We start from the raw sequence: 25,373 nt of genomic DNA, 5'->3' as shown, positions 1-25,373 counted from the left end.
GGCTCTTGCCGCGGGTAATCAGTTCAGCCGCAAACCTGCCTTGATGGCTTCCCAATGGGCCAGATCAACCGCCTCCAGTGGTGTTTCCTTGCTATAGCTGACCGCCACAAAACGGGCCTGCCCGCTAGGCGCGTAGGCCAACTGACGCTGGTACGAGACCACTTCGCCGCGCTTGAACTGCAGGCTGACTTCCAGGCCGTGGATGCCGCGATCGACGCCTGCGCTGACCGGCTGTGGTTCGCTGATGACCGCCCCCAGGCGCTCACGCAACTGCGCCAGTTGCTGCTGGTAAAGCGCCTCCAGCGTCTGCCCGGCCGCCAGCGGACTGCGGGCGATCACCAGGGTGGTGCCACGCTGACGGAAGGTCAGCATGTTCATGGTGGTGTCTTCGGGCGTTTCATCGCCCAGTTCAAGGACCAGGTCCTGGGTCAGGTAGGCGGCCATAGCGCTGCTCCATGCATCGAAGCGGCACACGCTAAAGGTTCGGGGCTTCGCCTGCAAGGGAGGAACCGCCGCCCAGTGACGAAGATCACCCAGACGTTGCAGGTCTGGCCCGCACGGATACACTGCCGGGCATGAACCTCGATACCCGCATCAAGTTCCGGCACCTGCTGTGCTTCCTGGAGATTGCCCGGCAGGGCAGCCTGGCCAGAGCCGCCGACGTGCTTGCGATCAGCCAGCCGGCGATCTCCAAGACCCTCAAGGAACTGGAGGAGCTGCTCGAGGCACGCCTGTTCGAGCGCGGCCACAACGGCGTGACCCTGACCCCGGCCGGCACGCGCTTCATGCGCTACGCCGGCCCCAGCGTGCAGGCGTTGCGCGACGGGGTCGGCAGTGTCCGCGGCGAGGCGCGAGCGCCGTCGCAGGTGCGCATCGGCGTGCTGTCGACGGTCGAAGGGCTGCTGATGCCCGAGGTGCTGTGCCGCCTGCACCAACGTCACGAGGCGTTGCCGATCAGCGTGGTGACCGGGGCCAGCGCCCAGTTGCTCGGCCAGTTGCACCTGGGGGAGCTGGAACTGGTGGTCGGGCGGATGACCGACAGCCCGCAGATCCAGGGGCTGTCGTTCGAGCACCTGTACAGCGAGTCGATGACCCTGGTGGTGCGGCCCGGGCATCCACTGCTGGCGCAGCAGCCCGTCGAGCGCAGGCAGGTCGGTGATTATCCGCTGGTGCTGCCGCCACCGGGGACGACCATTCGCCAGCATGCCGACAGCCTGTTCGTGCAATGCGCGATCCCGCTGCCGGCACAGCGCCTGGAAACCTTGTCGCTGGCCCTGAGCAGGCGCTATGTGCTGGGCAGCGAGGCGGTCTGGGTGGCGCCACGGGACGCCGTGCTGATCGACTTCGGGCGTGGTGAGTTGGCCGAACTCGACCTCGGTGTGCGCGAACCGGGCGGGTCGGTGGGCATCTGCCGCAATGCGGCCCTGCCCCAGAGCCTGCCGGCGCAATGGGTGTGCGAGGTGCTCCGCGAGGTGGCCGAGGCCTATCGACTCGGGACCTATCCCTGACAACCCGGCAGGCATCTTCCTATACAATCCCCGCCAGTTCCCCGCGCCTCCAGGACCCCTTTCATGGACGAAACCGCGCAGCACTGGCTGCATGCCCTCTCCGCCCCCATGGCCGCCCTCAACGGCGCCAGCTACACCGCCCCCGACTATTTCGAGGGCGAAGACCAGACCGACCTCGAGCGCTGGTGGGGCATCAGCAACCGCGCCCAGTTGCTGGACATGCTCAGCATGGCCGACAACGGCCACGCCACCGAGATGAGCGAGGCCTACTGGCAATACCAGCGCTGCCTGCCCAGCCAGTGGCAAGCCCTGCTCGACACCCTGTCTCCACGCGAGCGCATCCGCCACGAATACGCCGCCCGCACCTTCCCCGACTGTGGCCCGGGCGGCACCCGGGCCTGGGACCTGGGGCGCATGGGTTTCCTGTTGCGTGCCGGCGTCAAGAAAGGCCTGATCGAACGCGACGAGAGCCTCTACCTGCACTACCGCCTGGCCCTGCGCGCCCGCCATTACTACAACCGCTGGGACGGCTACCTGGCCGGCTACCTGTTCGGCAAGGCGCTGTGGAATGCCAGCGACAGCAGCGACGAGACCCTGGCCGCCAACCTCGAGCGCCAGGGCTGCGAGCACTGGAATCGCTGCATCGTGCTCAACCTGCGCCTCGGCGCCCATGACCTGCTGGCCGGGCTGCCCTGGGACATGCCCCTGCCCGAGCCCGCACGGCCCACCACGCTGGAAGAGGACTGCTGGTCATGAGTTGCTGGATTCGCCTGGGGATCGAACCGACCCAGGACCTGGACACCATCCGCCTGGCCTATCGCGGCCGCCTGCCCTCGCACCACCCGGAAACCGACCCCGAAGGTTTCCAGGCGCTGCGGGCAGCCTACGAGGAAGCCCTGCGCCTGGCCCGCGAGCAGGCGCCCAGCGAGGCTGAGCCAACACTCGAAGAGAATGCCCCTCATCCAGCACTCAAGCAGTTCCACACCCTGCTTGAGGAGCCGTCCCTGCGCTTCGACCCACAAGCCTGGCAGCGTTTTATCGCCGAACTGGACGAGTTGCCGCTGGACGAACTGGACGACCTCGGCTGGCAACTGCTGCACACCCTGCGCGACTGCGGACCGCTGTCCCACCACTGCGCGGGCCTGCTGGCCCGGCGCCTGGGCTGGGCCGAACAGCTGCTGCGCCTGGACGACCGCCACGAAGTGGAAGCTTTCCTCGACCGCCTGGAAGAGCCCGACCCCTTCGACACCGCCTGCATGCGCGACTGGCCGGCCAGCGCACAGATGGAAAGCCTGTGGTATTTCCGCAGCCTTGAATACTGCTACCAGCAGCGCCCACTGTTCGAATACGAGCAGTTCGCCAGCGTGCATACCTGCCTGGCCATGCCGGATGACCCGGCCCTGGTGCAACGCCTGCTGGTGCAATTCTGCCAGGCCGGCATCGCCAGCAGGACCTTCCACGACCTGCTCCAGGCGCGCCAGCAACAGGCCCCGGACGATGCCGACCTGCTCTACCTGCTGGCCCGCCAGGCCGATGCCCTGGGCGCCGAGCAACAGGCCCTGGACTGCTGGCTGCGGCTGTACCGCGAACACCAGCACCCCCAGGCCGAACGCTGGCTGATCGACCTCTGCGCCCGTCACCAGCCCCAGCGCCTGCCGTTGCTGATCCAGGCCTTCGACCGCCTGCACACCCCGGCCGGCTGGCCCGCCGAGCTGGACGACCCCGCGCAAAACTGGGGCAGCCCCGGGCAATCCCCGCAGACCCTGGCGCGCTGGTCCGAAGCCTCGCGCCTGGAGCTGCAAGGCATCGCCGCGACCTTTGTCGACTGGCGGCTGGACGGCGACGACGAACTGCCGCTGCTCGCCTGGCTGTTGCAGGACCCGCAGGACCACGACCTGCACCGCCTGTACTGGCAGGCCTGGGCGCTGCAACGCGGGGAAGCCGGCCTGCTGCGCCAGGTTCTCGCCCAGCCCCTCGCCGAAGATGCCCTCGACGCGCTGATCCTCGAAGGCTTCCAGCGCCAGGCCAGCCAGCAACTGCACTGGCTTGAACAGGCCCCGGTGGTCAAGGCGCTGGTGGACTTCTGCGCCAGCGACGCCCCGGTGGCGGTCCTGCCCGAGGCCTTGACCGAGGACGCCATTCGCCCGGTCTGTCGCGAATGGCTGCGGCGCATGCGGGTCTACCCGGCCCACGCCCTGCATGCCCTGAATGTGCGCTTCGACATGCGCCGCCTGTTCACCACGCCGTTCGCCTTGCAACTGCAGGGCAACCTCGCCGAGACCGGTGTGCTGCTGCCGGCGATGCCTGAAGGTGAGTCGCTGTGGAACTGGCATCGCCAGCAATTGTTCATGCTCGCCCTGCTGGAGCAGCCGTCACGCTGGCTGACCCTGATCGACCCGGCCCTGCCGAGCCAGCTGCACTACCCGGCCGGGCATCCGTTCGCCCCGCTGCACGCCCTGCTCTGCCAGTTGCTGCCCAGCCCCGACGGCAGCAGTGGCCTGCTCGGCAGCCTGGACACCCGCGACCCTGTACAGGCGGTGGTTTCAGCGCGGTTGCTGACCCTGCATCAAGCCCTGAACAGCACACGTCTACCGGATGCAGCGCAATTGCTGGCCTGCCTGGAGCATGACGATGGCAGCCTGGGCAACGACCATCCTCTGGGTTACCTGCTGTTTTGCGCCGTGCTGCACCATGACCGCTCCCTGGACACCGAGCAGCGTGAACGTCTGCGCCAGCGCCTGGAAGCGCTGGCCCCGCAGGACGAATGGTTCGAGGCGCTGCGCAACGGCTTGCTGCAAGGCAAGACCAAGCATCCACCGGCCGAACTCGCCCATGCCCACGGCGTCGACAGCCGTGCGCTCAATGACGTGCTCGACGCCCTGGACAGCCTGTACAACGATTGCGCGCCGCCAAAGCTCCGCGCCCTGCGCGCCTTGCAGAAGATCAAGGACGACCCGCAGCAGGACCCGGGCCTGCGCTGTGCAATCATGGCCGTGCTGTCGTGGAGCGAGCGCATGCTGCGCAATGCCCTGCAGCACCCTCCGGCGAAATTCTGGGCCGTATGGAAGCTCAATAGCCGCCTGAACCGCTCAGGATTCGCCTTGAACCTGGCCGCCGCCGCCCTCTGCGCCAGCATGATGCTCACGCTGCCGGTGTTGATGCTGGTCACGGTGCTGTTGTTGATCAGCGCCTTCCTCAGGCGCCTGCGCGACCTTGGCCAGGGTATCCCGGCGCTGATCCTGCTGCTCGTGCTGAGCAGGGTGCTTCCGGTACTGCCGCTGTTGCTGCTGGGGCTGCCCGGTGACCGGCTGCCGAACCGCTACGGCTCGCAACCGGGCCAGCAGGCGCTGCTCGATGACAGCCTGCAGGCTACCCTGCGGCGCCTGAACGGTCAGTAGCGCAGCTCGTCGAGCGCCTGGCTCAACGCCTGGCGCTCACGGCTGATCTCACCGGCCTGCTGCCCGGCGAGCACGGCGTTGAAGGCGTCCAGCCAGTTGCCGATCAGCTCGCGCTCGTCGCCCAGGCTCTGCATCCAGGCCCGCTCCAGGCGGGCCAGCAGGGTACGGTTGGGCAGCGTGTCGCGCGGGTGGATCTTCAGCCGCGCCAGGCGCTCTTCACTGGCCAGGCGCGTCTCGGCATCCAGCCCGGTGGGGCTGCGGTCGATGCTGTGGCTGTGCTTCTGGCCGCTTTCGAGGAAGGTCACGTCCACTTCCAGCAGACCGTTGATGTCGTAGCTGAAACGCACGTCGAGTGACTGGATCTCGCCGGTCGACTGCAAGGGGATCTCGAAACTGTCCACCAGGATGTTGTCGCGCACCCACGGCCGCTCGCCCTGGTACACGGCGATGCGCACGAACTTTTGCTCCGGGTGGCTGCTGTAGAAGCGCTGCACCTTCGAGGTAGGGATCACCGTGTTGCGCTCGATGATCGGCGAGAACGCGCCGGTGACGTCCTCGCCCCGGGACGAGGCCACACCGAGGGTGTAGGGGCAGACATCGGTCAGGATCAATTCGTCGATGGCCGCGTCGCGGGCCTTGCAGGCGGCCTGGCTAGCCGCGCCGAGGGCGACAATGGTGTCCGGGTCAAGGTGCCGGTACGGCAGGCGGCCGAACAGCTTGGCCACCAGTTGCTGCACCTGCGGCATGCGCGTGGCGCCGCCTACCAGCACCAGGCTGTCCAGCTCGCGTGGGCTCAGCCGGGCATCGCGCAGGGCCTGCTCGATGGGCGCACGCACCCGGGTCAGCAAAGGCGCCCAGATCGCCTGCAGCTTGAGGTCGTCCAACCGCCACTCGCGGGGCTGCACGCCATCGTGCCAGTCCAGCACGCGGCTGCCCTCGCCCGCCTCGCGCTTGAGCTGTTCGATGGCGTCATGCAGGCTGGCCAGGGCCTGGGGGGCCAGCTCCTCGACCTTGAGGTTCCAGTCGCGCAGGCAGGCCTGCAACAACACTTCGGTGAAATCCTCGCCGCCCAGGTAATTGTCACCGGTGGAGGCATGCACCTCGATCAGCGGCAAGGCGTACTCCAGCACGGTGACATCGAAGGTGCCGCCGCCCAGGTCGAACACCAGGGTGCGCTCGAACTTCTGCTCGTGCAGGCCATAGGCCATGGCCGCGGCGGTCGGCTCGTTGATCAGCCGCTGGACCTTCAGCCCGGCCAATTCAGCCGCGAACACCGTGCGCTTGCGCTGCTCGTCGCTGAAATACGCCGGTACCGAAATCACCGCCTCGTTGACCGCGCAGCCCAGGTACGCCTCGGCATCCTGTTTCAACGCACCCAGCACCAGTGCAGACAATTCTTCAGGCGTGAATCGATGCTCCCCCAGCGTGTAGCGCTTGTCGCTACCCATGAAGCGCTTGAACGCCGCCGCGGAGCGCTCGGGGTGCGTGGTCAATCGCGCCCGGGCGGCCTGGCCGACCAGGATCGAGCCGTCGTCATCGACACTGACCACCGAAGGGGTGAGCACTTCACCCACGGCATTAGGGATCAGCCGGGCTTCACCGCCCTGCCAGACGGCAATCAGGCTGTTGGTGGTGCCGAGGTCGATACCGAGCAGTGGCGTGGAATGGGTGGGGGCGTTGGAGAGGCTGGCATCCTGCATGATCGGTCTCTGGCTTGCGATAGGAACCGACGCGGGGCCTGCTGGCCACATGCGGCGGACAGGGGCATTCTGGCGCAATGCCAGAAACAAAAAAAGCGACCCTAAGGTCGCTTTCTCTGTTGCTTCCGGGTGTTCAGTGGGCCCTGGAAGCTAAATATGGCGCGGCGGACGGGACTCGAACCCGCGACCCCCGGCGTGACAGGCCGGTATTCTAACCGACTGAACTACCGCCGCGCTATACATCGAGTGGTGGGTGATGACGGGATCGAACCGCCGACCCTCTGCTTGTAAGGCAGATGCTCTCCCGGCTGAGCTAATCACCCTTCGTCTCGGTGTGGCGCGCATTCTACGGAGGACCTCCTACCCTGGCAAGCACTTTTTTCAAAATTTCTGAAAAAAATTTCCAGGCCTTTCAAAGACCTAGCCGCGCCGCGATTTTCTTCCTCTATATAAGACTGCTGGCCCTCTGACAGGGCTGGCCTGGAACCGCCGCTCGGAGAATAATGCCCGCCTTATGTATTAAGGAGAGATTCCCCCTCATGTGGTTCAAGAACCTGCTGTCCTATCGCCTGACCCAGGAAGTACCGTTCGAGGCCGAGGCCCTGGAGGCCGCCCTGGCCAGCAAGCCGGCCCGCCCCTGCGCCAGCCAGGAACTGACCACCTACGGTTTCGTCGCGCCGTTCGGCAAGGGCGAGGATGCCCCCCTGGTCCACGTCAGTGGCGAGTTCATGCTGATCGCCGCCCGTAAGGAAGAACGCATCCTGCCCAGCAGCGTGGTCAACGACGCGGTCAAGGAGAAGGTCGAGGAGATCGAGACCGAGCAGATGCGCAAGGTCTATAAAAAGGAACGCGACCAGATCAAGGACGAGATCATCCAGGCCTTCCTGCCGCGTGCCTTCATCCGCCGCTCGATGATCTTCGCCGCCATCGCCCCGCGCCTGGGCATGATCCTGGTCAACTCGGCCAGCGCCAAGCGCGCTGAAGACCTGCTGTCGACCCTGCGTGAAGTGATCGGCTCGCTGCCGGTGCGCCCGGCCACCGTGAAGATCGCGCCGAGCGCGACCATGACCGACTGGGTCAAGTCGCAAAAGGCCGCCGAGGGCTTCTTTGTCCTCGACGAGTGCGAACTGCGCGACACCGCCGAGGACGGCGGCATCGTGCGCTGCAAGCGCCAGGACCTGACCAGCGAGGAAATCCAGCTGCACCTGAGCACTGGCAAGCTGGTCACCCAGCTGGCCCTGGCCTGGCAGGACAAGCTGTCGTTCGTGCTCGACGACAAGATGGTGATCAAGCGCCTGAAGTTCGAGGAACTGCTGCAGGAGCAAGCCGAGCAGGATGGCGGCGACGAGGCCCAGCAACAGTTCGACGCCAGCTTCCAGCTGATGATGATGACCTTCACCGAGTTCCTGCCAGTGCTGTTCGAAGCCCTGGGCGGCGAAGAGATCCCGCAGGGGGTCTGAGGGTCAGGCCGGCGCGGCCCAGCGGCGCCGGCTGAACTTCAGGCGCACCCGCAATCGCCGGTGCGCCTCACGATCCAGTGCGTCCCTGGGGATGCACTGGCTCTGGCTGAACCTGTGCCCCTTGGGCACGAACCGCAGTACCACCAGGTTGGGCAGTGCGACGCTGTCCCTGCACAGGCGCGCCAACTGCCAGCCCCGCGCGCGGCTATATAGAAGCCAACCACGTGGGTCACGGCGCAGGCCGGTGATGGCCTCGGGGTGTATCAGCAGGATTCGCCGGGGAATGGCCCAGCAGGCGTGGGCAAGACAGGCGACGACCAGCAGGCCGCGCAGCCAACCGGGCAGCGCCATCAGCGCGAGGGTGAGCAGTGCCAGCGCCAGGCTGGCGAGGTAGGCCGTCAGCAGCAGGCGCGAGCCTTGCCAACGGCACTCGAAGCATTCACTTGGGCTGGACACGGTCCAGGATGATGCGAACCATGCGCTGCAGCTCCGGGTCTTCGGACTCGCTGCGTTCCATGAACCAGCCGAACATGTCCTGATCCTCGCAGGTCAGCAGGCGACGATACAGCTCGCGGTCGGCTTCGCTCAGGCTCGGGTAGACCTCCTGGGTGAAAGGTACCAGCAGCACGTCCAGTTCCAGCATGCCGCGGCGGCTGTGCCAGAAAAGCCGGTTGAGTTCAGTTTGTTCGACCATGGGGCCCTCCTCGAGTGGTCGCGCAGTATACCGTGCAGCGGACAAAGCGGCACAAGGCGTTGGTCTAGTCACCTACCTATTTTGTTACCGGCGTTCTATGATGGCCGCCAGTCTTTAGCTACCGCGATGACCCATGGCCGATTCCGCTTTCTTCTGTACCCTCTCCCATGAGGGCATCCTCGCCGTCCGCGGCTCCGACGCCGGCAAGTTCCTGCAAGGTCAGCTGACCTGCAACATCAGTTACCTCAGCGACGAGCACGCGAGCCTTGGCGCCCGTTGCATGGTCAAGGGGCGCATGCAGTCGAGCTTCCGTATCCTGCCCGAGGGCAATGGCTACCTGCTGGCCATGGCCAGCGAACTGCTCGCGGCGCAGCTTGCCGACCTGAAGAAGTACGCGGTGTTCTCCAAGGCCACGCTGGTCGACGACAGCGCCGCCTGGACGCGCTTCGGCCTGCAGCAGGGCGACGCCGCCCTGCAGGCGCTGGGCCTGTCCGTGGCGGACGAGGCCGGCGCGACCGCCCGCCATGATGGGCTGATCGCCGTCCGCGCCTCGGCCGGCCGGGTCGAACTGTGGGCGCCTGCCGACCAGGCTGCCGCCGTTGGTGAAAAACTCGCAGCCTTGCTGCCTGAGGGCACGCTCAACGACTGGCTGCTGGGCCAGGTCCGCGCAGGCATCGGCCAGGTCATGGGCCCGACCCGCGAGCTGTTCATCCCGCAGATGATCAACCTGCAGGCCGTCGATGGCGTGAGCTTCAAGAAAGGCTGCTACACCGGCCAGGAAATCGTCGCCCGCATGCAATACCTGGGCAAGCTCAAGCGCCGCCAATATCGCCTGGCGCTGGCCGAGACAGCGGTACCCCAGCCGGGCGCCGAGATCTTCTCGCCGACCCACGGCTCGTCGGTCGGCGAAGTGGTGATCGGGGCCAGCACCGGCAGCGCCGTCGAACTGCTGGCCGTGCTCAGCGCCGAGGCGGTGGCGGACGACAACCTGCACCTGGGCAGCCTGGAAGGCCCGCGCCTGACGCTGCTCGACCTGCCTTACGAACTGGACCGCGACCGGGAAATCCAGCGCTGACCAGCCCGCCCCGGCTTTATGCCGGGGCAGCACCACCTTTGCCGTAGAGAAGTCCATGAACAAGCTGGCCGAGAAGGTCCAAGCGCAACTGCTCGCCGCCATCGACCGGGACGACCTGGTCCTGCCGACGCTGCCGGAAGTCGCCCTGAGCATCCGCGAAGCCGCCGAAGACAGCGAGATCAGCGTTTCCGCCCTGAGCAAGGTGATCGGTCGCGACGCCGCGTTGTCGGCCCGCCTGATCAAGGTGGTCAACAGCCCGCTGATGCGCGCCGCCGTCGAAGTCACCGACCTGCACACCGCCATCACCCGCCTGGGCATCAACTACAGCTGCAACCTGGCCATCGGCCTGGTGATCGAGCAGATCTTCCATGCCCGCGCCCCGGCGGTGGAACACAAGCTGCGGGATATCTGGGCCAACAGCCTGGAAGTCGCAGGCATCAGCTATGAACTGTGCCGACGCTACACCCAGCTCAAGCCCGACCAGGCCACCCTCGGCGGCCTGGTGCACCAGATCGGCGCCCTGCCGGTGCTGATCTATGCCGAGGAGCACAACGAGCTGCTGTCCGACCCGATCTGCCTGCATTTCGTGATCGAGCAGATCCAACCGGTGCTGGGCGACAAGATCCTCAGCGCCTGGGAATTCCCCGAGCAGTTGGTCAATGTGCCTAGTCAGGTGCAGGACCTGGACCGGCGCACCGACCAGATCGACTACATCGACATCGTGCAGATCGCCCGCTGCATCAGCCAGCGCGAGCGCAGCCGGCCCCTGGCCGCCCTGCCCGCCTACCGCCACCTGGGGCTGCCCTATGGCACCGAGCTGGATATCGCCGAGCTGCTGGATGCGCGGAGCATGCTGCGCTGATCGAGCCCCGTCTGCGCCGCCCCCTTCGCGGGTAAACCCGCTCCCACAGTCACCAGCCTCCCTGTGGGAGCGGGTTTACCCGCGAATAGGGCTGTAGGGACAACACATCAATCCGCGATAAAACTCACCCGCACCTTCAGCCCGCCCCGCTCGCCGTCGTGCAGGCTGATCTGCGCCAGGTGCGCCCGGCAGATCTCGCCGACGATCGCCAACCCCAGCCCGCTGCCCTGGGCGCTGCGCCGATAGAAGCGCTCGAACACCCGCTCACGCTCGTCCTCGGGAATCCCCGGCCCGTCGTCCTCGACTTCGAGCACGGCCGGCGCCAGTACCCGCAGGACTACGTCGCCACCGGGCGGGGTGTGGGCCAGGGCATTGTCCACCAGGTTGCTGAGCAGTTCGTTGAGCAAGGTCGGCTCGCCCTTGAGCCACACCGGCGCCTCGGCCTCCAGCGCCAGGGCGACGCCGCGGGCATGGGCCAGGGGCGCCATGGCCATGCCCAGTTCGCGGGCCAGCTGGCTCAGGTCCAGGCGCTGGGCGCCGCCCTCGGCGATGGCCCGGGCGCCGTTCTCCACCCGTGCCAACGACAGCAGCTGGTTGGCCAGGTGGGTGAGTCGGTCCGTGCCCTGGGCCGCTGCCTCCAGGGTCTTGCGCCATTCATCGGGCTGCTGTGAGCGCAAACCCAGTTCGACCCGCGCCTTGAGCGCCGCCAGCGGCGTGCGCAGCTCGTGGGCGGCGTCGGCGATGAACTGCGCCTGGCGTTCGAACTGCCCCCGCAAGCGCTCGGTGAAGTGATTGAGCCCGCGCACCAGCGGCCCCAGCTCGCGCTGCACCTGGACCACCGGCAGAGCACGCAGGTCGTCCGGCTGGCGCTCCTCCACCGCCGTGCGCAAGCGCTCCAGCGGGCGCAGCGCGGCACTCACCGCGAACCACACCATCACCAGCGCGCCGAAGGCCAGCATGCCCAGGCGCAGCAGGGTGTCGGCCATCAGCCCGCGAGCCATGCGCACCCGTGCCTCCTCGGTCTCGGCCACGCGGATCTCGGCCATGCCGTTCATGTTCGGTTCGCTCACCGCCTTGAGCAGGCTGACCACGCGCACGTCCTGGCCCAGGTAGGTGGCGTTGTAGAAGCGCGCCAGCGCCGGATAGTCGTCGGTGCGCGGCGTGCCCGGCGGCGGCGGCGGCAGGTTCTCGTAGCCGGAGATAAGCTTCTGGTGGATGTCCAGTACCTGGTAGTAGATGCGCCCGGCACTGTCGTAGGCAAAGGTGTCCAGGGCCACGTAGGGCACATCGGCGCTGAGGGTGCCGTCGCGCTGCGACAGGCCGGCGGCGATGGTCCGTGCCGACGCCAGCAGGGTCCGGTCATAGGCGGTGTCGGCGGCCTCGCGACCGTTCCAGTAGGCGCTCAGGCCGCTGGCCAGCATCAGCACCACCAGCAGCAGCGCCAGGTTGCCCAGCAAGCGCCCGCGCAGGCTACCGTTGTCACGCATCGCGATGCTCGAGCAGATAGCCCAGGCCACGGAAGGTGACGATGGCCACCGGATGGCCGTCGAGCTTCTTGCGCAGGCGATGAATGTAGATCTCGATCGCGTCGGCGCTGGCCTCCTCGTCGAGGCCGAACACCTGGGCCGCCAGCTGTTCCTTGCTCATCACCCGGCCAGGGCGGGCGATCAGCGCCTCGAGCACGCTCTGCTCGCGCTGGGTCAGGGTCAGCGGCTCGCTGCCAAGGCTGAAGCGCCGGGTATCCAGGTCGTAGACCAGCGGGCCGCAGCGCTGCTGGCGCTCGCCACCAAGCACGCTGCGGCGCAGCAGGGCCTTGACCCGCGCTTCCAGCTCGGTCAGCTCGAAGGGCTTGGCCAGGTAGTCGTCGGCGCCCAGGTTCAGGCCGTGCACACGGTCCTTCACATCGCTGCGGGCGGTGAGCATCAGCACCGGCAAGGTCTTGCCGCGCCCGCGCAAACGCGCCAGCACCTCGAAACCGTCCAGCCGCGGCAGGCCGACATCCAGCACTGCCACGGCGTAGTCCTCGCTGGCCAAGGCCAGGTCGGCGGCCACGCCGTCATGCAGCACGTCCACGGTCAGGCCCTGGCTCTTGAGGGCCTGGGCCACGCTTTCGGCCAGTTGCAGATGGTCTTCGACCAGCAGCACACGCATCGGATTCTCCCTGTTCGGCTGGGCTTTTTGCGCGGAGTGTAACCCCGTGGCGGGTGCTGTGAAGCCCTCGCCGGAAACCTTTCACGCTGAAAGGTTAGCGAAAGGTTGGTTGCCTAGCATCGCACCACGGTCGCCCCGCGCGCCGCAAAAAGCACCAGCAAGGTGCAACACATAAGAACAATAAATGGAGTCACCGACGATGCTGTCCATGCAGCCGCAGGCGTTTGCGCCTATCCGTTCATTCGCCGCCCGACCTTCCGCCCTCGCCAGCGCCGTCGCCCTTGCCGGTGTCGCGCCCATCAGCCAGGCCGCCTTCTTCGAAGACAGCACGGCCACCTTCGAAACCCGCAACATGTACTTCAACCGCGACTTCCGCGACGGCACCAGCGCGCAGCAATCCAAACGCGACGAATGGGCCCAGGGGTTCATGCTCAATTTCGAGTCCGGCTACACCGAGGGCACCGTGGGCTTCGGCCTGGACGCGCTGGGCATGGTCGGGGTCAAGCTCGACTCCAGCAAGGACCGCACGGGCACCGGCCTGCTGCCCACCCACGACAACGGCAAGGCGGCCGACGAGTACTCCAAGCTGGGCCTCACCGGCAAAGTCAAGGTCTCGCAGACCGAGCTGAAGATCGGCACGCTGATACCCGAACTGCCGACCCTGCAGCCCAACGACGGGCGCATCCTGCCGCAGACCTTCGAAGGCGGCCTGGTCACCTCGAAGGAGATCAAGGGCCTGACCTTCACCGGCGGGCGCCTGGAAAAGGCCAAGGACCGCGACGACAGCAACTGGGAAGACCTGGCCCTGAACAACAAGAATGGCCGCTTCGGTGGCACCTTCAGTGCCGACAACTTCGACATGGGCGGCCTGGACTACCAGTTCACCGACCGCATCACCGGCAGCTACCACTTCGCCCAGCTCGACGACATCTACCGCCAGCACTTCATCGGCCTGCTCGCCACCCAGCCCTGGGGCCCGGGCACCTTTGGCGCCGACCTGCGCCTGGCGATCAGCGACGACGCCGGCGCGGCCAAGGCCGGCAAGATCGACAACACCACCGTCAACGGCATGCTCAGCTACACCCTGGGCGGGCACAAGGTCAGCGGCGCCTGGCAGCAATTGTCCGGCGACAGCGCCTTCCCCTACGTCGATGGCGCCGACCCGTACCTGGTCAACTTCGTCCAGATCAACGACTTCGCAGGCGCCGACGAACGCTCCTGGCAGGCACGCTACGACTACAACTTCGCAGCCCTCGGCATCCCCGGTCTGACCTTCATGACCCGCTACATCAGTGGCGACAACGTCAGCCGCGCCGCCGGTGGCGAGGGCAAGGAGTGGGAACGCAACACCGAACTGAAGTACGTGGTACAAAGCGGCCCGTTGAAGAACGTCGCCGTGCGCCTGCGCAACGCCACCTTCCGCTCCAACTTCACCCGCGACGCGGACGAAGTGCGGCTGCTGGTGAGCTACAGCGTGGCTCTGTGGTAACCCATAACAACAACGTTCACGGAGATAGACGATGACCTTTTCACTGCGCCGCCTCGTCCTGGCCACTGGTTGCCTGCTGCTGGCCGGCAACGCCCTGGCCGCCGAACCGAAACGCCCCGAATGCATCGCCCCGGCCTCGCCCGGTGGCGGTTTCGACCTGACCTGCAAGCTGGTGCAGAGCGCCCTGGTCAACGAGAAGATCCTCAGCAAGCCCATGCGCGTGACCTACATGCCCGGCGGTGTCGGTGCGGTAGCCTACAACGCGGTGGTCGCCCAGCGCCCGGCTGACGCCGGCACGTTGGTGGCCTGGTCCAGCGGCTCGCTGCTGAACCTGGCCCAGGGCAAGTTCGGCCGTTTCGACGAGAACGCGGTGAAGTGGCTGGCGGCCGTCGGCACCAGCTATGGCGCCATCGCGGTGAAGAGCGACTCGCCCTACAAGACCCTCGACGACCTGGTCGCGGCGCTGAAGAAAGACCCGAGCAAGGTGGTGATCGGCTCCGGCGGCACCGTCGGCAGCCAGGACTGGATGCAGACCGCGCTGATCGCCAAGGCCGCCGGGATCAACCCGCGCGACCTGCGCTACGTGGCCCTGGAAGGCGGCGGCGAAATCGCCACCGCGCTGCTCGGCGGGCACATCCAGGTCGGCTCCACCGACATCTCCGACTCCATGCCGCATATCCAGAGCGGCAACATGCGCATCCTCGCGGTGTTCTCCGACAAGCGCCTGGACGAGCCGGAAATGAAGGACATCCCCACCGCCAAGGAGCAAGGCTACGACATCGTCTGGCCGGTGGTGCGCGGCTTCTACCTGGGGCCGAAGGTCAGCGACGAGGACTATGCCTGGTGGAAGGCTTCGTTCGACAAGCTGCTGGCCTCCGAGGACTTCGCCAAGCTGCGCGACCAGCGCGAGCTGTTCCCGTTCGCCATGACCGGCGAGGAGCTGGACGGCTATGTGAAGAAGCAGGTGGCGGACTACAAGGCGCTGGCCCGTGAGTTCGGGCTGATCCAGTAAGCCACTCACACAGCTCCCTCTGTAAGAGCGGCCTTGTGCCGCGAAAGGGCTGCGCAGCGGCCCCAGGATTTCAGCTTCGCAGCTTGAATTGCCGGGGCTGCTGTGCAGCCCTTTCGCGGCACAAGGCCGCTCCTACAGAGGGCCGCGCAGTGTCGAACATTACCGAGGATTCTTCCATGATCCTGCAACGCCTCTTCGCCCTGGCCCTGCTGGCGCTGTGCGCCGTGCTGGCCGTGATGGCCTGGCCCTACCAGGCCGCCTTCTCCTATGAACCGGTAGGCCCGCGCGCCTACCCGCTGCTGATGCTCGGCCTGATGGGCCTGGGCCTTTTGTACCTGGCGATCCGCCCCACACCCATCGTGCGCAAGGACGACGAACCGGAACTGGACCGCGAGACCCTGATCAAGATCGCCGCCTGCGTCGGCCTGCTGCTCGTCTTCGCCAGCACCTTCGAAACCCTGGGCTTCATCCTCAGCGCCATCCTGGTCGGCGTGCCCATGGCCCGCCTGTACGGTGGCCGCTGGCTGCACAGTGCCCTGGTGGTGGTGGGCATGAGCCTGTTCCTCTACTGGCTGTTCGACCGCGTGATGGACGTGCCCCTGCCCCTCGGCCTGCTCGACGTACTGGAGAACTGACACATGGATACCTTGAGCTACCTGGGCCAGGGCTTCGGCGTCGCCCTGAGCCCGTACAACCTGGTCACCGCCCTGACCGGCACCCTGATCGGCACCGTGGTCGGCCTGCTGCCGGGCCTGGGCCCGATCAACGGCGTGGCCCTGCTGATCCCCATCGCCTTCGCCCTCGGCCTGCCGCCGGAGTCGGCGCTGATCCTGCTGGCCGCGGTGTACCTGGGCTGTGAATACGGCGGGCGGATCAGTTCGATCCTGCTGAACATCCCCGGTGAGGCCTCGACCGTGATGACCACCCTCGACGGCTATCCCATGGCCCGCCAGGGCCTGGCCGGCGTGGCGCTGTCGCTGTCGGCCTGGAGTTCGTTCATCGGCGCCTTCATCGCCACCTGCGGCATGGTGCTGTTCGCCCCGCTGCTGGCGAAATGGGCGATCGCCTTCGGACCGGCGGAGTACTTCGTGCTGATGGTGTTCGCCATCGTCGCCCTCGGCGGCATGGCCGGCGACAAGCCGCTGAAGACCTTCATCGCCGCGCTGATCGGCCTGTTCCTCTCGGCGGTGGGCATCGACGCCAACAGCGGCGTGTACCGCTTCACCGGCGACAGCGTGCACCTGGCCGACGGCATCCAGTTCGTGGTGCTGGTGCTGGGCCTGTTCTCCATCAGCGAGATCCTCCTGCTGCTGGAAAAGACCCACCACGGTCACGTGGCGGTCAAGGCGACCGGGCGCATGCTGTTCAACTTCAAGGAAGCGGCCTCGGTGTTCTTCGTCAACATCCGTTGCGGTCTGCTGGGCTTCTTCATGGGCGTGTTGCCGGGTGCCGGCGCGACCCTGGCCAGTGCCGTGGCCTACATGACCGAAAAACGCATCGCCGGCGACAAAGGCAAGTTCGGCAAGGGCGACGCCCGTGGCCTGGCCGCGCCGGAAACCGCCATCGGCGCCTCCTGCTGCGGCGCCCTGGTGCCGATGCTGACCCTCGGTGTGCCAGGCTCCGGCACCACCGCGGTGATGATCGGCGCGCTGACCCTGTACAACATCACCCCCGGCCCGCTGCTGTTCGAACAACAGCCAGACATCGTCTGGGGCCTGATCGCCTCGCTGTTCATCGCCAACCTGATGCTGATCATCCTCAACGTGCCGATGATCCGTGTCTTCACCCGCATCCTCGCCGTGCCGAACTGGGCGCTGGTGCCGATAATCGCGATCATTACCGCGATCGGCGTGTACGCAGTGCATGCCACCACCTTCGACCTGTTCCTGATGGTCGGCATCGGCATCATGGGCTACATCCTGCGCAAGCTGGACTTCCCGCTGTCGCCGATCCTGCTGGGCTTCATCCTCGGCGGGCTGATGGAGCAGAACCTGCGCCGTGCGCTGTCGATCTCCAACGGTGAACTGGGCATCCTCTGGTCGAGCCCGATCAGCATGGGCGTCTGGGTGCTGGTGGTGTGCATGCTGAGCCTGCCGCTGCTGCGCAGCTGGCGCAAACGTGCCCTGCAGCGCCGGGCCATGGCCGATGCCTGATCGGTCGTTGCCACTGTTCTGGGCCACCGGGCTGGTCGGTCTTGCCGGCGGATTTCTCGCCAGCAAGGTCGGCTGGCCCTTGCCGTGGATGGTCGGCTCGTTGCTGGCGATCATCCTGGTGCGTTGCCTGAGCCCCTGGCAGCTCAGCGAAATCCCCAATGGCCGCAAATGCGGGCAATGGATCATCGGCATCGGCATCGGCCTGCACTTCACCCCGGCGGTGATCGAGCAGGTGGCCAGCCACTTCGCGCTGATCTTCTTCGGCGCGTTGTTCACCACCCTCTCCAGCGTGATCAGCGTGTGGCTGCTGCGGCGTACCGGTGAAGACCGCGCCACGGCATTCTTCGCCAGCATGCCGGGCGGTTCGGGCGAGATGGTCAACCTCGGCGCGCGCAACGGCGCGGTGCTCAGCCAGGTGGCCGCGGCGCAGAGCCTGCGGGTGCTGGCGGTGGTGCTGTGCGTGCCGGCGCTGTTCAAGTTCTTCCTCGGCGATGGCGTGCCGCTGAACCATGCCGGCAGCGTGAGCTGGGGCTGGCTGGCGCTGATCGCGCCGCTGGGGGTGCTGGTGGCGCTGCTCTGGCAGCGCCTGCGCCAACCCAACCCCTGGTTGTTCGGGCCGTTGCTGGTGGCAGCCAGTGTGAGCCTGGCGGGCAACCTGCAGATTGGCCTGCCCAACGGCGCCAGCCAGATCGGCCAGTGGCTGATCGGCAGCGGCCTGGCCTGTCATTTCAATCGCGCGTTCTTCCGCCGGGCGCCGTCGTTCCTTGGCCGGACCTTGCTGGCCACGGCGCTGTGCATGCTGATCGCGGCGGGCGCGGCCTGGGCGTTGAGCCTGCTGACGCACCTGGACCTGCGCTCGCTGACGCTGGGGATGATGCCTGGGGGCATCGCCGAGATGAGCCTGACGGCGGAGACCCTGCAACTGTCCGTGCCGCTGGTGACGGCGCTGCAGGTGATGCGGCTGTTGTTCGTGCTGTTCCTGGCCGAGCCGTTGTTCCGGCGCTGGAATGCCAGCCAGTAGAGATGTGCTGGCTTCTTCGCGGGTAAACCCGCTCCCACAGGTACTGCGCAGACCCTGAAAGGCAGCACATTTTCTGTGGGAGCGGGTTTACCCGCGAAGAGGCCCTCAGCCAATCACAGCGGCGGCAACGCCCAATCGATCGGCGCCATCCCGCGTTGTTCCAGGAAGCTGTTGGTACGGCTGAAATGCCCGCAGCCAAAGAACCCACGGTAAGCCGACAATGGCGATGGATGCACCGACTTGAGCACCAGGTGCTTGCTCGCATCGATCAGCTTCTGCTTGCTCTGGGCATGGGCACCCCACAGCAGGAACACCACGTTCGGGCACTGCTCGCTGACCACCTGGATGATCCGGTCGGTAAAGAACTCCCAGCCTTTCTTCGCGTGGGACGCGGCATTGGCGCGCTCCACGGTCATGGTGGTGTTGAGCAGCAGCACGCCCTGCTCGGCCCAGCTCTGCAGGTAACCATGCGCGGGAATCGGCAGGTTCAGATCGCGCTGCAGCTCCTTGTAGATATTGACCAGCGACGGCGGCGTGGGGATGCCCGGCTGCACCGAGAAACACAGGCCATGGGCCTGGCCGGGGCCGTGATACGGGTCCTGGCCGAGGATGACCACCTTGACCTGCTCCAGCGGCGTGGAATTCAAGGCGTTGAAGATCAGCGGCCCAGGCGGGTAGATCTCCTTGCCGGCGGCGTACTCGGTACGCAGGAACTCGCGCAGCTGATGCATGTAGGGCTGGTCGAACTCGGCGCGCAGCGCGGCCTTCCAGCTGGGTTCGAGTTTGATGCGATCGTCGTCGGTCATGGGGGCATCCAAAAGCAAAGTGCCGCGACACTAGGAAAGCCGGGCCGGCTTGTCAATCGATCCGACCGACGACCGGCAGCTTCGCCGCGGCAGGCCATACTGAGGGGATGACCTGCACGAGGTAGTCCATGTCCATTCAATGCGAGGTACTGACCGGCGTCGACGGCGCCCGTATCGGCATCGCCACCCTGGATGCGCCCAAGGCGCTCAACGCCCTGACGCTGCCGATGATCGAAGTGCTCGACGAACGGCTGCGCGCCTGGGCCAGCGACCCCGGGATCGTCTGCGTGCTGCTGCGCGGCAACGGGCCGAAGGCCTTCTGTGCCGGTGGCGATGTCCGCGCCCTGGTCGAGGCCTGCCGCGAACACCCCGGTAGCGTACCGCCGCTGGCCGCTACCTTCTTCGCCAGCGAATATCGCCTCGATCATCGCCTGCACACCTACCCCAAACCCTTGTTGTGCTGGGGCCATGGCCATGTGCTGGGCGGCGGCATGGGCCTGCTGCAGGGCGCCGCGGTACGTATCGTCACCCCCAGCAGCCGCCTGGCCATGCCGGAAATCAGCATCGGCCTGTACCCGGATGTCGGCGCCAGCTGGTTCCTCGCCCGCCTGCCGGGCAAGCTCGGCCTGTTCCTGGGGCTGACCGGGGCCCCGCTCAACGCCCGCGACGCGCTGGACCTGGACCTGGCCGATCGTTTCCTGGGCGAGCATCAGCAGGAGGCGCTGATCGAGGAACTGCTGCAATTGAACTGGCAGGAGCAGACCGCCCTGCAGCTCAACAGCCTGCTCAAGGCCGAGCAGCACCGCGCCTGCGCCGAACTGCCGCAAGGCCAGTGGCTGGCACGCCGCGCCGTGATCGACGAAGTGCTCGATGTGGCCGACCCGGTGGCGGCCTGGCGGGCCCTGGCCGGCCTGGCCACCCATACCGATCCCTTGCTGGCGGCGGCGGGCCAGCGTCTGCACGAGGGCTGCCCGCTGACGGCGCACCTGGTGTGGGAGCAGATCCGTCGGGCGCGGCACCTGTCACTGGCCCAGGTGTTCCAGATGGAATACACCCTGAGCCTGAACTGCTGCCGTCACCCGGAGTTCAGTGAAGGGGTGCGGGCCAGGTTGCTGGACAAGGACAACACCCCGCGCTGGCACTGGCCGGATGTGGCACAGGTGCCGGCGGCGGTGGTGGAGGCGCATTTCAGCAAGGCCTGGGAGGGGCGCCATCCGTTGGCGGAACTGGGATGACGTCAGTGCCCTGTCACCGCGACCAGCCCCGCTCGCCACCCCGGCCCCCATCGGGTCGACGGTCACGGTTGCCCTGCCCGTTGGAGTGCCAGCGATCGCCCCGGCGGTCGTCATTGCGGTAGTCGTGGCGGTCGCGATCCCGCCCGTAGTCGTAGCGCTGGCGGTTGCCGTAGTCGTAACGCGGATTCCCGTGCCAGCGCGGCTGCATGCCGGGCGCCGGATAAGGGCGGTATTGCGGCACCGGCGCCGGCCTGTAGTAACGCGGCGCGGGCTGATAGTAGTAACGGGTCTGCGGCACCACGTAGTAGCGGTCCTGGCGGTAGTAGCCTGGGTAAACGTAGCGATCGCTGGTGTAGTAGTCGCTGCGGTAATAGCCGCCGCTCTCGTAATAGGGGGCGCAGGCGGAGGTCAGCAGTCCGAGCAGGACGACGAGCAAAATTCGTGGGTACATGGCGGCCTCCTGGACCGCAGGGATGCCCGGCACAGCGACGCTGGCGGGCGTCGACGACAAGCTGTTGGTCGACACAGGATAAGACCGTGGCAACCGGGTTCAGTGCCATTTTCGCAACAAATTGAAACAGGTCCTGTAACGCCGAAAAACATGCAGTCATTTTTCGGTCATCTCTCTAGAATGTGGCCACCGGCACACCTCACGGGACGATCATGCCCTCGCCTTCCACCCTGTTCTCGCAACGCTCGCTGATCTTCGCCCTGCTGCTGTTGCTGGCCGGTGGCTTCCTGGCCACTTCGCTGCTCGGCTACTACGCCTCGCGCGGGGCGATCCGCGACGGCATCGTCAACACCGAGCTGCCGCTGACCTCCGACAACGTCTACTCGGAGATCCAGAAGGACCTGATCCGCCCGGTGCTGATCGCCTCGATGATGGCCCAGGACACCTTCCTGCGCGACTGGGTGCTGGCCGGCGAGCAGGACACCGGGCGCATCACCCGCTACCTGGGCGCCGTGATGGGCAGCCAGGCCACCTGCACCAGCTTCTTCGTCTCCGACCGCAGCCTCACCTACTACCAGGCCAAGGGCGTGCTCAAGCAGGTGCGGGCCGACGCCTGGCGCGACGCCTGGTATTTTCGCCTGCGCCAGTCGAGCAAGCCCTACGAGATCAACGTCGACCTGGACATGGCCAACCAGGACAAGCTCACCGTGTTCATCAACCACCGGGTGCTCGACTACCAGCAGCGCTTCATCGGCGCCGCCGGCGTGGGCTTGAGCGTGGAGTCGGTGGTCCGCCTGATCGACGACTACCAACGGCGCTACCAGCGCTCGGTGCTGTTCACCGATGCCCAGGGCAAGGTCCTGCTGACCGGCTCCGACGGCGGCCCCCATGGCCTGCGGGCTGGCCAGCAACTGGCCGACAGCAGCCAGTGGCAGGACCTGCTGGCACGCATGCCGACACCGGCCAGCGGCAGCCACGAGTACACCGACAACGACGGCCACAGTCACTTCCTCAATGTGCGCCTGCTGCCGGAACTGGACTGGTACCTGTTGGTGGACAAGCGCGAAACCGGCGCCCTGGACCGCATCCGCCAGTCGCTGTACCTGAACCTGGCGATCTGCGCCATGATCACCCTGGTGGTCCTGTCGCTGCTCAATGCCATGGTCAAGCGGCACCAGGATAACGCCGAAGCGCTGGCCACCCTCGACAGCCTCACCGGCCTGCCCAATCGCCGCAGCTTCGACCTGCTGGCCGGCCAGGCGCTGGTCGAGGCCCAGCGCGACAACGCGCCGCTGGTCGCCCTGCTGATCGACCTCGACCACTTCAAGACCCTCAACGACACCCACGGCCACCTGGCCGGCGACGAAGTGCTGCGCCAGTTCGCCAATGTGCTGCAGGGCAGCCTGCGCCAGTCCGATATACTGTGCCGCTGGGGCGGCGAGGAGTTCATCGTGCTGCTGCGCGAAGCCGAAGGTCGCCAGGCCATCGAGGTGGCGGAAAAGATCCGCCGGCGCACCGAGCAACTGACCTTCAGCCATGCCGACCAGCCAATACGCCTGACCGTGAGCATCGGCCTGTCCGCCCTGCAGCGCGACGACAGCCTGCACAGCCTGCTGACCCGCGCCGACCACGCGCTCTATCGTGCCAAGCAAGGCGGACGCAACCGTGTCTGCAGCGAAATGCCCGGAACCGACCATGCCTGATCCTCGACACTGCCCCGCCTGCGGCGCCCTCAACCGGTGCGGCCTGGCCGACCCGCGCAACGCCACGCAAGGCTGCTGGTGCTTCGAAGTGGCCATCGACCCAACAGTGATCGAGGCCTTGCCCACCGAACTGCGCGACAAGGCTTGCCTGTGCCCGCGCTGCGCGCAGGTCGATGGGCAACTCAAGGCAGCGCCAGTGCACACGATCCGCTAGACTGCGCGCCGATTTCCCGCAAGCGACCCGCCCCATGCGCCTCGACCGATTCCTCGGCAACCTGCCCTGCTACAACCGCCAGCAAGTACGCCTGCTGCTGGCACAGCGGCGCGTGCGCGTGGATGGCCAGCCGACCGCCGACCCGTTGCTGGAGGTGCGTGAATTCAGCCGCGTCGAGGTCGATGAGCAGGTGCTCCAGGCCGGTCGTCCGGCACGCTACCTGATGCTGCACAAGCCCACCGGTTGCGTCAGCGCCACCCAGGACCCGCAGCACCGTACCGTGCTCGACCTGTTGCCGGCAGAGCTGCGCGATGACCTGCACATCGCCGGGCGCCTGGACTACAACACCACCGGGCTGATGATCCTGACCAACGATGGCCAGTGGTCGCGGCGCCTGACCCAGCCACGGACCAAGCAGCCCAAGACCTACCTGGTGCACACCGAGGACGAAATCGGTGCACATTACGTCGACAGGTTCCGCGAAGGGTTCTACTTCGCCTTCGAAGACCTCACCACCCTGCCCGCCCAGCTGGAGATCCTCGGCCCGCGCAGCGCACGCCTGGTCATCGTCGAGGGGCGTTATCACCAGGTGAAGCGGATGTTCGGGCACTTCCAGAACAAGGTGGTGGGGCTGCATCGGGAAAGCATGGGTTCGATCACACTGGACCCGATATTGCTTCCAGGAGCGTTCAGGACGCTGACCGCCGAGGAAATCGCCTCGGTCTGAGCGGATTTGCATGCCCCTGTAGGAGCGGCCTTGTGCCGCGAAAGGGCCGCGCAGCGGCCCCGGCAATTTCTACCTCGACGCGGAGATCGTTGGGCCGCTTCGCAGCCCTTTCGCGGCACAAGGCCGCTCCTACAGGGCGTGTATGCGGCCGATCCACCATTCGGCGGTTTCCCACGAAAGATTGCTCCAACGGCACTTGCGCGATCCCGCCCTCCCTGCTTGACTGCTAACTCGTCGGTCTGCATGTGACTCAACGGTCACAACCGCAGTCCAAGACGCCCTTTACCGGCCACCCGGGGTCTCGATGCCCTGGGGCACGGTAATCGCCCGCACAACAATACCGTCGACTACACGCGTCAAGGATCGACACAAGGGCCCACCGGTTTCCGTTCCAGGCGAATGCCTACCTGTCATAAAGCACGTGCACCCTAATGGCCTGTCCGGTCGATTCGGCGCCTAGCCCGCCTGCCGATCGCACACGCCACCAGGTGACGCGAATACCCTTTTTGCGCCAGGAGTCGATGACATGAGGCCAGAAATCGCTGTACTTGATATCCAAGGGCAGTACCGGGTTTACACGGAGTTCCATCGCGCGCAGGGCGCCGAAAAGACGATCATCCTGATCAATGGCTCGTTGGCGACCACGGCGTCCTTTGCACAGACAGTGCGCAGCCTGCACCCGCAGTTCAACGTGGTGCTGTACGACCAGCCGTATGCCGGCAAGTCCAAACCGCACAACCGCCATGAACGGCTGCTGACCAAGGAGACCGAGGCGCACATCCTGCTCGAACTGATCGAGCATTTCCGTGCCGACCATGTCCTGTCGTTCTCCTGGGGCGGTGCCTGCACCCTGCTGGCGCTGGCGCACCAGCCGCGGCTGGTGAAGAAGGCCATCGTCAGTTCGTTCTCGCCGGTGATCAACGAACCGATGCGCGACTACCTGGACCGCGGTTGCCAGTACCTGGCCGCCTGCGACCGCTACCAGGTGGGCAACCTGGTCAACGACACCATCGGCAAGTACCTGCCGTCGCTGTTCAAGCGCTTCAACTACCGCCACGTCAGCAGCCTGGACAGCCACGAATACGCGCAGATGCACTTCCATATCAACCAGGTGCTCGACCACGACCTGGAACGGGCGCTGAAGGCCGCGCGCAACATCGACATCCCGGTGCTGTTCATCAACGGCGACCGCGACGAGTACACCACCGTCGAGGATGCCCGCCAGTTCAGCCGCCATGTCGGGCGCAGCCAGTTCAGCGTGATCCAAGGCGCCGGCCACTTCCTCGACATGGAGCACAAGACCGCCTGCGAGGATACCCGCAGTGCGATGCTCGGTTTCCTCAAGCCGGCTCTGCGCGAATCCCGCCACCGCTACTCACAGGAAACGGGGCAGCATGCACTGGCCATCTGAGCGCATCGGCGCCCTGTAGCCCTCGATACCCGCAGGCTAGGGTCGCCGACAGGCTTTTTTTACAGCCTTGGGCTTCTCATTCGGGGAGGGTTCTGGTAAAAAGTCGTGCTTCGAAGCGGGTATAGTTTATTGGTAAAACTATAGCTTCCCAAGCTATTGAGGAGGGTTCGATTCCCTCTACCCGCTCCAACTCGCATTCCCCGCACGACGTTCCAATGACGTCGTCGCTGTCAAAAGGAGCCTCGGCTCCTTTTTTCGTTTCTGCGCCAAAGCATTGATCTGGCCTCCCCCTCAACCTGGACA

24 protein-coding genes and 3 tRNA genes are annotated in these 25,373 nt (G+C 66.3%); 17 read left to right on the top strand and 10 right to left on the bottom strand.

The features are described from left to right. Positions 1-18: 18 nt before the first annotated feature. Positions 19-444, bottom strand: coding sequence for a DcrB-related protein (locus tag PRtIB026_RS08930; protein WP_203647804.1), 426 nt, complete (start codon positions 442-444; stop codon positions 19-21). 131 nt (positions 445-575) lie between these two features. Between PRtIB026_RS08930 and pcaQ the strand changes: the two genes are divergently transcribed. From pcaQ to PRtIB026_RS08915, 3 genes are all read left to right on the top strand, one after another. Then, the gene (pcaQ, locus tag PRtIB026_RS08925; protein ID WP_203647805.1) at positions 576-1,508 is read left to right on the top strand and encodes a pca operon transcription factor PcaQ; all 933 of its coding nucleotides are present in this window, start codon (positions 576-578) and stop codon (positions 1,506-1,508) included. Between the two features lie 63 nt (positions 1,509-1,571). Further along, positions 1,572-2,264 (top strand): DUF1266 domain-containing protein, encoded by a 693-nt coding sequence (locus PRtIB026_RS08920; RefSeq protein ID WP_203647806.1) that lies wholly within the window; start codon positions 1,572-1,574, stop codon positions 2,262-2,264. Continuing rightward, on the top strand, positions 2,261-4,906 hold the full coding sequence (locus PRtIB026_RS08915; RefSeq protein WP_203647807.1) for a J domain-containing protein: 2,646 nt from the start codon (positions 2,261-2,263) through the stop codon (positions 4,904-4,906). Before PRtIB026_RS08920 ends, PRtIB026_RS08915 begins: the two co-directional genes overlap by 4 nt. Here PRtIB026_RS08915 and PRtIB026_RS08910 read toward each other — a convergent pair. The 3 genes from PRtIB026_RS08910 to PRtIB026_RS08900 all read right to left on the bottom strand — a co-directional run bounded on the left by PRtIB026_RS08910 (position 4,900) and on the right by PRtIB026_RS08900 (position 6,929). Continuing rightward, the gene (locus tag PRtIB026_RS08910) at positions 4,900-6,606 is read right to left on the bottom strand and encodes a molecular chaperone HscC (RefSeq protein ID WP_203647808.1); all 1,707 of its coding nucleotides are present in this window, start codon (positions 6,604-6,606) and stop codon (positions 4,900-4,902) included. The two genes, PRtIB026_RS08915 and PRtIB026_RS08910, sit on opposite strands and share 7 nt — an antisense overlap. Before the next feature lie 157 nt (positions 6,607-6,763). Continuing rightward, positions 6,764-6,840 (bottom strand) — tRNA-Asp (locus tag PRtIB026_RS08905). A gap of 13 nt (positions 6,841-6,853) precedes the next feature. Further along, a tRNA-Val gene (locus tag PRtIB026_RS08900) sits at positions 6,854-6,929 on the bottom strand. 216 nt (positions 6,930-7,145) lie between these two features. Between PRtIB026_RS08900 and rdgC the strand changes: the two genes are divergently transcribed. Continuing rightward, positions 7,146-8,066, top strand: a complete 921-nt coding sequence (gene rdgC, locus PRtIB026_RS08895) for a recombination-associated protein RdgC (protein ID WP_232855770.1) — start codon at positions 7,146-7,148, stop codon at positions 8,064-8,066. Between the two features lie 3 nt (positions 8,067-8,069). Here the strand turns inward: rdgC and PRtIB026_RS08890 are convergent, their stop codons facing one another. Further along, positions 8,070-8,522, bottom strand: coding sequence for a protein YgfX (locus tag PRtIB026_RS08890; RefSeq protein ID WP_203647809.1), 453 nt, complete (start codon positions 8,520-8,522; stop codon positions 8,070-8,072). After that, positions 8,506-8,760 (bottom strand): succinate dehydrogenase assembly factor 2, encoded by a 255-nt coding sequence (locus tag PRtIB026_RS08885; protein ID WP_028690159.1) that lies wholly within the window; start codon positions 8,758-8,760, stop codon positions 8,506-8,508. Before PRtIB026_RS08885 ends, PRtIB026_RS08890 begins: the two co-directional genes overlap by 17 nt. A gap of 133 nt (positions 8,761-8,893) precedes the next feature. Here PRtIB026_RS08885 and PRtIB026_RS08880 point away from each other — a divergent pair, with 133 nt between their 5' ends. Both PRtIB026_RS08880 and PRtIB026_RS08875 read left to right on the top strand, forming a co-directional pair. Then, complete coding sequence (locus tag PRtIB026_RS08880; protein WP_203647810.1) at positions 8,894-9,835, top strand: YgfZ/GcvT domain-containing protein; 942 nt, start codon at positions 8,894-8,896, stop codon at positions 9,833-9,835. Positions 9,836-9,890: 55 nt separating this feature from the next. Beyond that, positions 9,891-10,697, top strand: coding sequence for an HDOD domain-containing protein (locus tag PRtIB026_RS08875; RefSeq protein WP_050703963.1), 807 nt, complete (start codon positions 9,891-9,893; stop codon positions 10,695-10,697). 107 nt (positions 10,698-10,804) lie between these two features. Here the strand turns inward: PRtIB026_RS08875 and PRtIB026_RS08870 are convergent, their stop codons facing one another. Further along, positions 10,805-12,184, bottom strand: a complete 1,380-nt coding sequence (locus PRtIB026_RS08870) for a sensor histidine kinase (RefSeq protein WP_203647811.1) — start codon at positions 12,182-12,184, stop codon at positions 10,805-10,807. Continuing rightward, complete coding sequence (locus tag PRtIB026_RS08865) at positions 12,177-12,848, bottom strand: response regulator (RefSeq protein WP_203647812.1); 672 nt, start codon at positions 12,846-12,848, stop codon at positions 12,177-12,179. The genes PRtIB026_RS08870 and PRtIB026_RS08865 overlap by 8 nt, the downstream gene beginning before the upstream one ends. Before the next feature lie 199 nt (positions 12,849-13,047). On the opposite strand from PRtIB026_RS08865, the gene PRtIB026_RS08860 reads away from it, so the two are divergent. The 5 genes from PRtIB026_RS08860 to PRtIB026_RS08840 all read left to right on the top strand — a co-directional run bounded on the left by PRtIB026_RS08860 (position 13,048) and on the right by PRtIB026_RS08840 (position 18,523). Continuing rightward, positions 13,048-14,337 carry an OprD family porin gene (locus tag PRtIB026_RS08860; RefSeq protein WP_203647813.1) on the top strand — a complete coding sequence of 430 codons (1,290 nt, stop codon included), beginning with the start codon at positions 13,048-13,050 and terminating at the stop codon, positions 14,335-14,337. A gap of 31 nt (positions 14,338-14,368) precedes the next feature. Then, entirely contained in the window at positions 14,369-15,349 is a 981-nt protein-coding gene (locus PRtIB026_RS08855) for a Bug family tripartite tricarboxylate transporter substrate binding protein (RefSeq protein ID WP_028690165.1), read from the top strand. Between the two features lie 176 nt (positions 15,350-15,525). After that, positions 15,526-15,984, top strand: coding sequence for a tripartite tricarboxylate transporter TctB family protein (locus PRtIB026_RS08850; RefSeq protein ID WP_203647814.1), 459 nt, complete (start codon positions 15,526-15,528; stop codon positions 15,982-15,984). A 3-nt stretch (positions 15,985-15,987) separates the two neighbouring features. Then, positions 15,988-17,502, top strand: coding sequence for a tripartite tricarboxylate transporter permease (locus PRtIB026_RS08845; RefSeq protein WP_203647815.1), 1,515 nt, complete (start codon positions 15,988-15,990; stop codon positions 17,500-17,502). Further along, positions 17,495-18,523: an AbrB family transcriptional regulator gene (locus tag PRtIB026_RS08840; protein ID WP_203647816.1), complete on the top strand. Its 1,029-nt coding sequence runs from the start codon at positions 17,495-17,497 to the stop codon at positions 18,521-18,523. The genes PRtIB026_RS08845 and PRtIB026_RS08840 overlap by 8 nt, the downstream gene beginning before the upstream one ends. Before the next feature lie 113 nt (positions 18,524-18,636). Here the strand turns inward: PRtIB026_RS08840 and ung are convergent, their stop codons facing one another. Then, complete coding sequence (gene ung, locus PRtIB026_RS08835; protein ID WP_110737486.1) at positions 18,637-19,329, bottom strand: uracil-DNA glycosylase; 693 nt, start codon at positions 19,327-19,329, stop codon at positions 18,637-18,639. Between the two features lie 128 nt (positions 19,330-19,457). Between ung and PRtIB026_RS08830 the strand changes: the two genes are divergently transcribed. Further along, complete coding sequence (locus PRtIB026_RS08830; RefSeq protein WP_203647817.1) at positions 19,458-20,564, top strand: enoyl-CoA hydratase/isomerase family protein; 1,107 nt, start codon at positions 19,458-19,460, stop codon at positions 20,562-20,564. A gap of 13 nt (positions 20,565-20,577) precedes the next feature. On the opposite strand, the gene PRtIB026_RS08825 is transcribed toward PRtIB026_RS08830, so the two are convergent. Continuing rightward, positions 20,578-21,015, bottom strand: coding sequence for a hypothetical protein (locus tag PRtIB026_RS08825; protein ID WP_062572988.1), 438 nt, complete (start codon positions 21,013-21,015; stop codon positions 20,578-20,580). Positions 21,016-21,227: 212 nt separating this feature from the next. Between PRtIB026_RS08825 and PRtIB026_RS08820 the strand changes: the two genes are divergently transcribed. From PRtIB026_RS08820 to PRtIB026_RS08800, 5 genes are all read left to right on the top strand, one after another. Then, a complete protein-coding gene (locus PRtIB026_RS08820; RefSeq protein WP_203647818.1) occupies positions 21,228-22,718 on the top strand; it encodes a sensor domain-containing diguanylate cyclase in 1,491 nt (496 codons plus the stop codon). Then, positions 22,711-22,932, top strand: coding sequence for a cysteine-rich CWC family protein (locus tag PRtIB026_RS08815; protein ID WP_203647819.1), 222 nt, complete (start codon positions 22,711-22,713; stop codon positions 22,930-22,932). Before PRtIB026_RS08820 ends, PRtIB026_RS08815 begins: the two co-directional genes overlap by 8 nt. A 34-nt stretch (positions 22,933-22,966) precedes the next feature. Continuing rightward, entirely contained in the window at positions 22,967-23,659 is a 693-nt protein-coding gene (locus PRtIB026_RS08810; RefSeq protein WP_203647820.1) for a pseudouridine synthase, read from the top strand. 526 nt (positions 23,660-24,185) lie between these two features. Then, entirely contained in the window at positions 24,186-25,070 is an 885-nt protein-coding gene (locus tag PRtIB026_RS08805) for an alpha/beta fold hydrolase (RefSeq protein ID WP_203647821.1), read from the top strand. A gap of 115 nt (positions 25,071-25,185) precedes the next feature. Beyond that, a tRNA-Gly gene (locus tag PRtIB026_RS08800) sits at positions 25,186-25,259 on the top strand. Positions 25,260-25,373 lie beyond the last annotated feature (114 nt).

Origin of the sequence: Pseudomonas sp. RtIB026 (assembly GCF_016861355.2) — a bacterium.
Lineage (GTDB): Bacteria > Pseudomonadota > Gammaproteobacteria > Pseudomonadales > Pseudomonadaceae > Aquipseudomonas > Aquipseudomonas peradeniyensis.
This window is presented reverse-complemented; position numbering and strand designations above follow the sequence as displayed.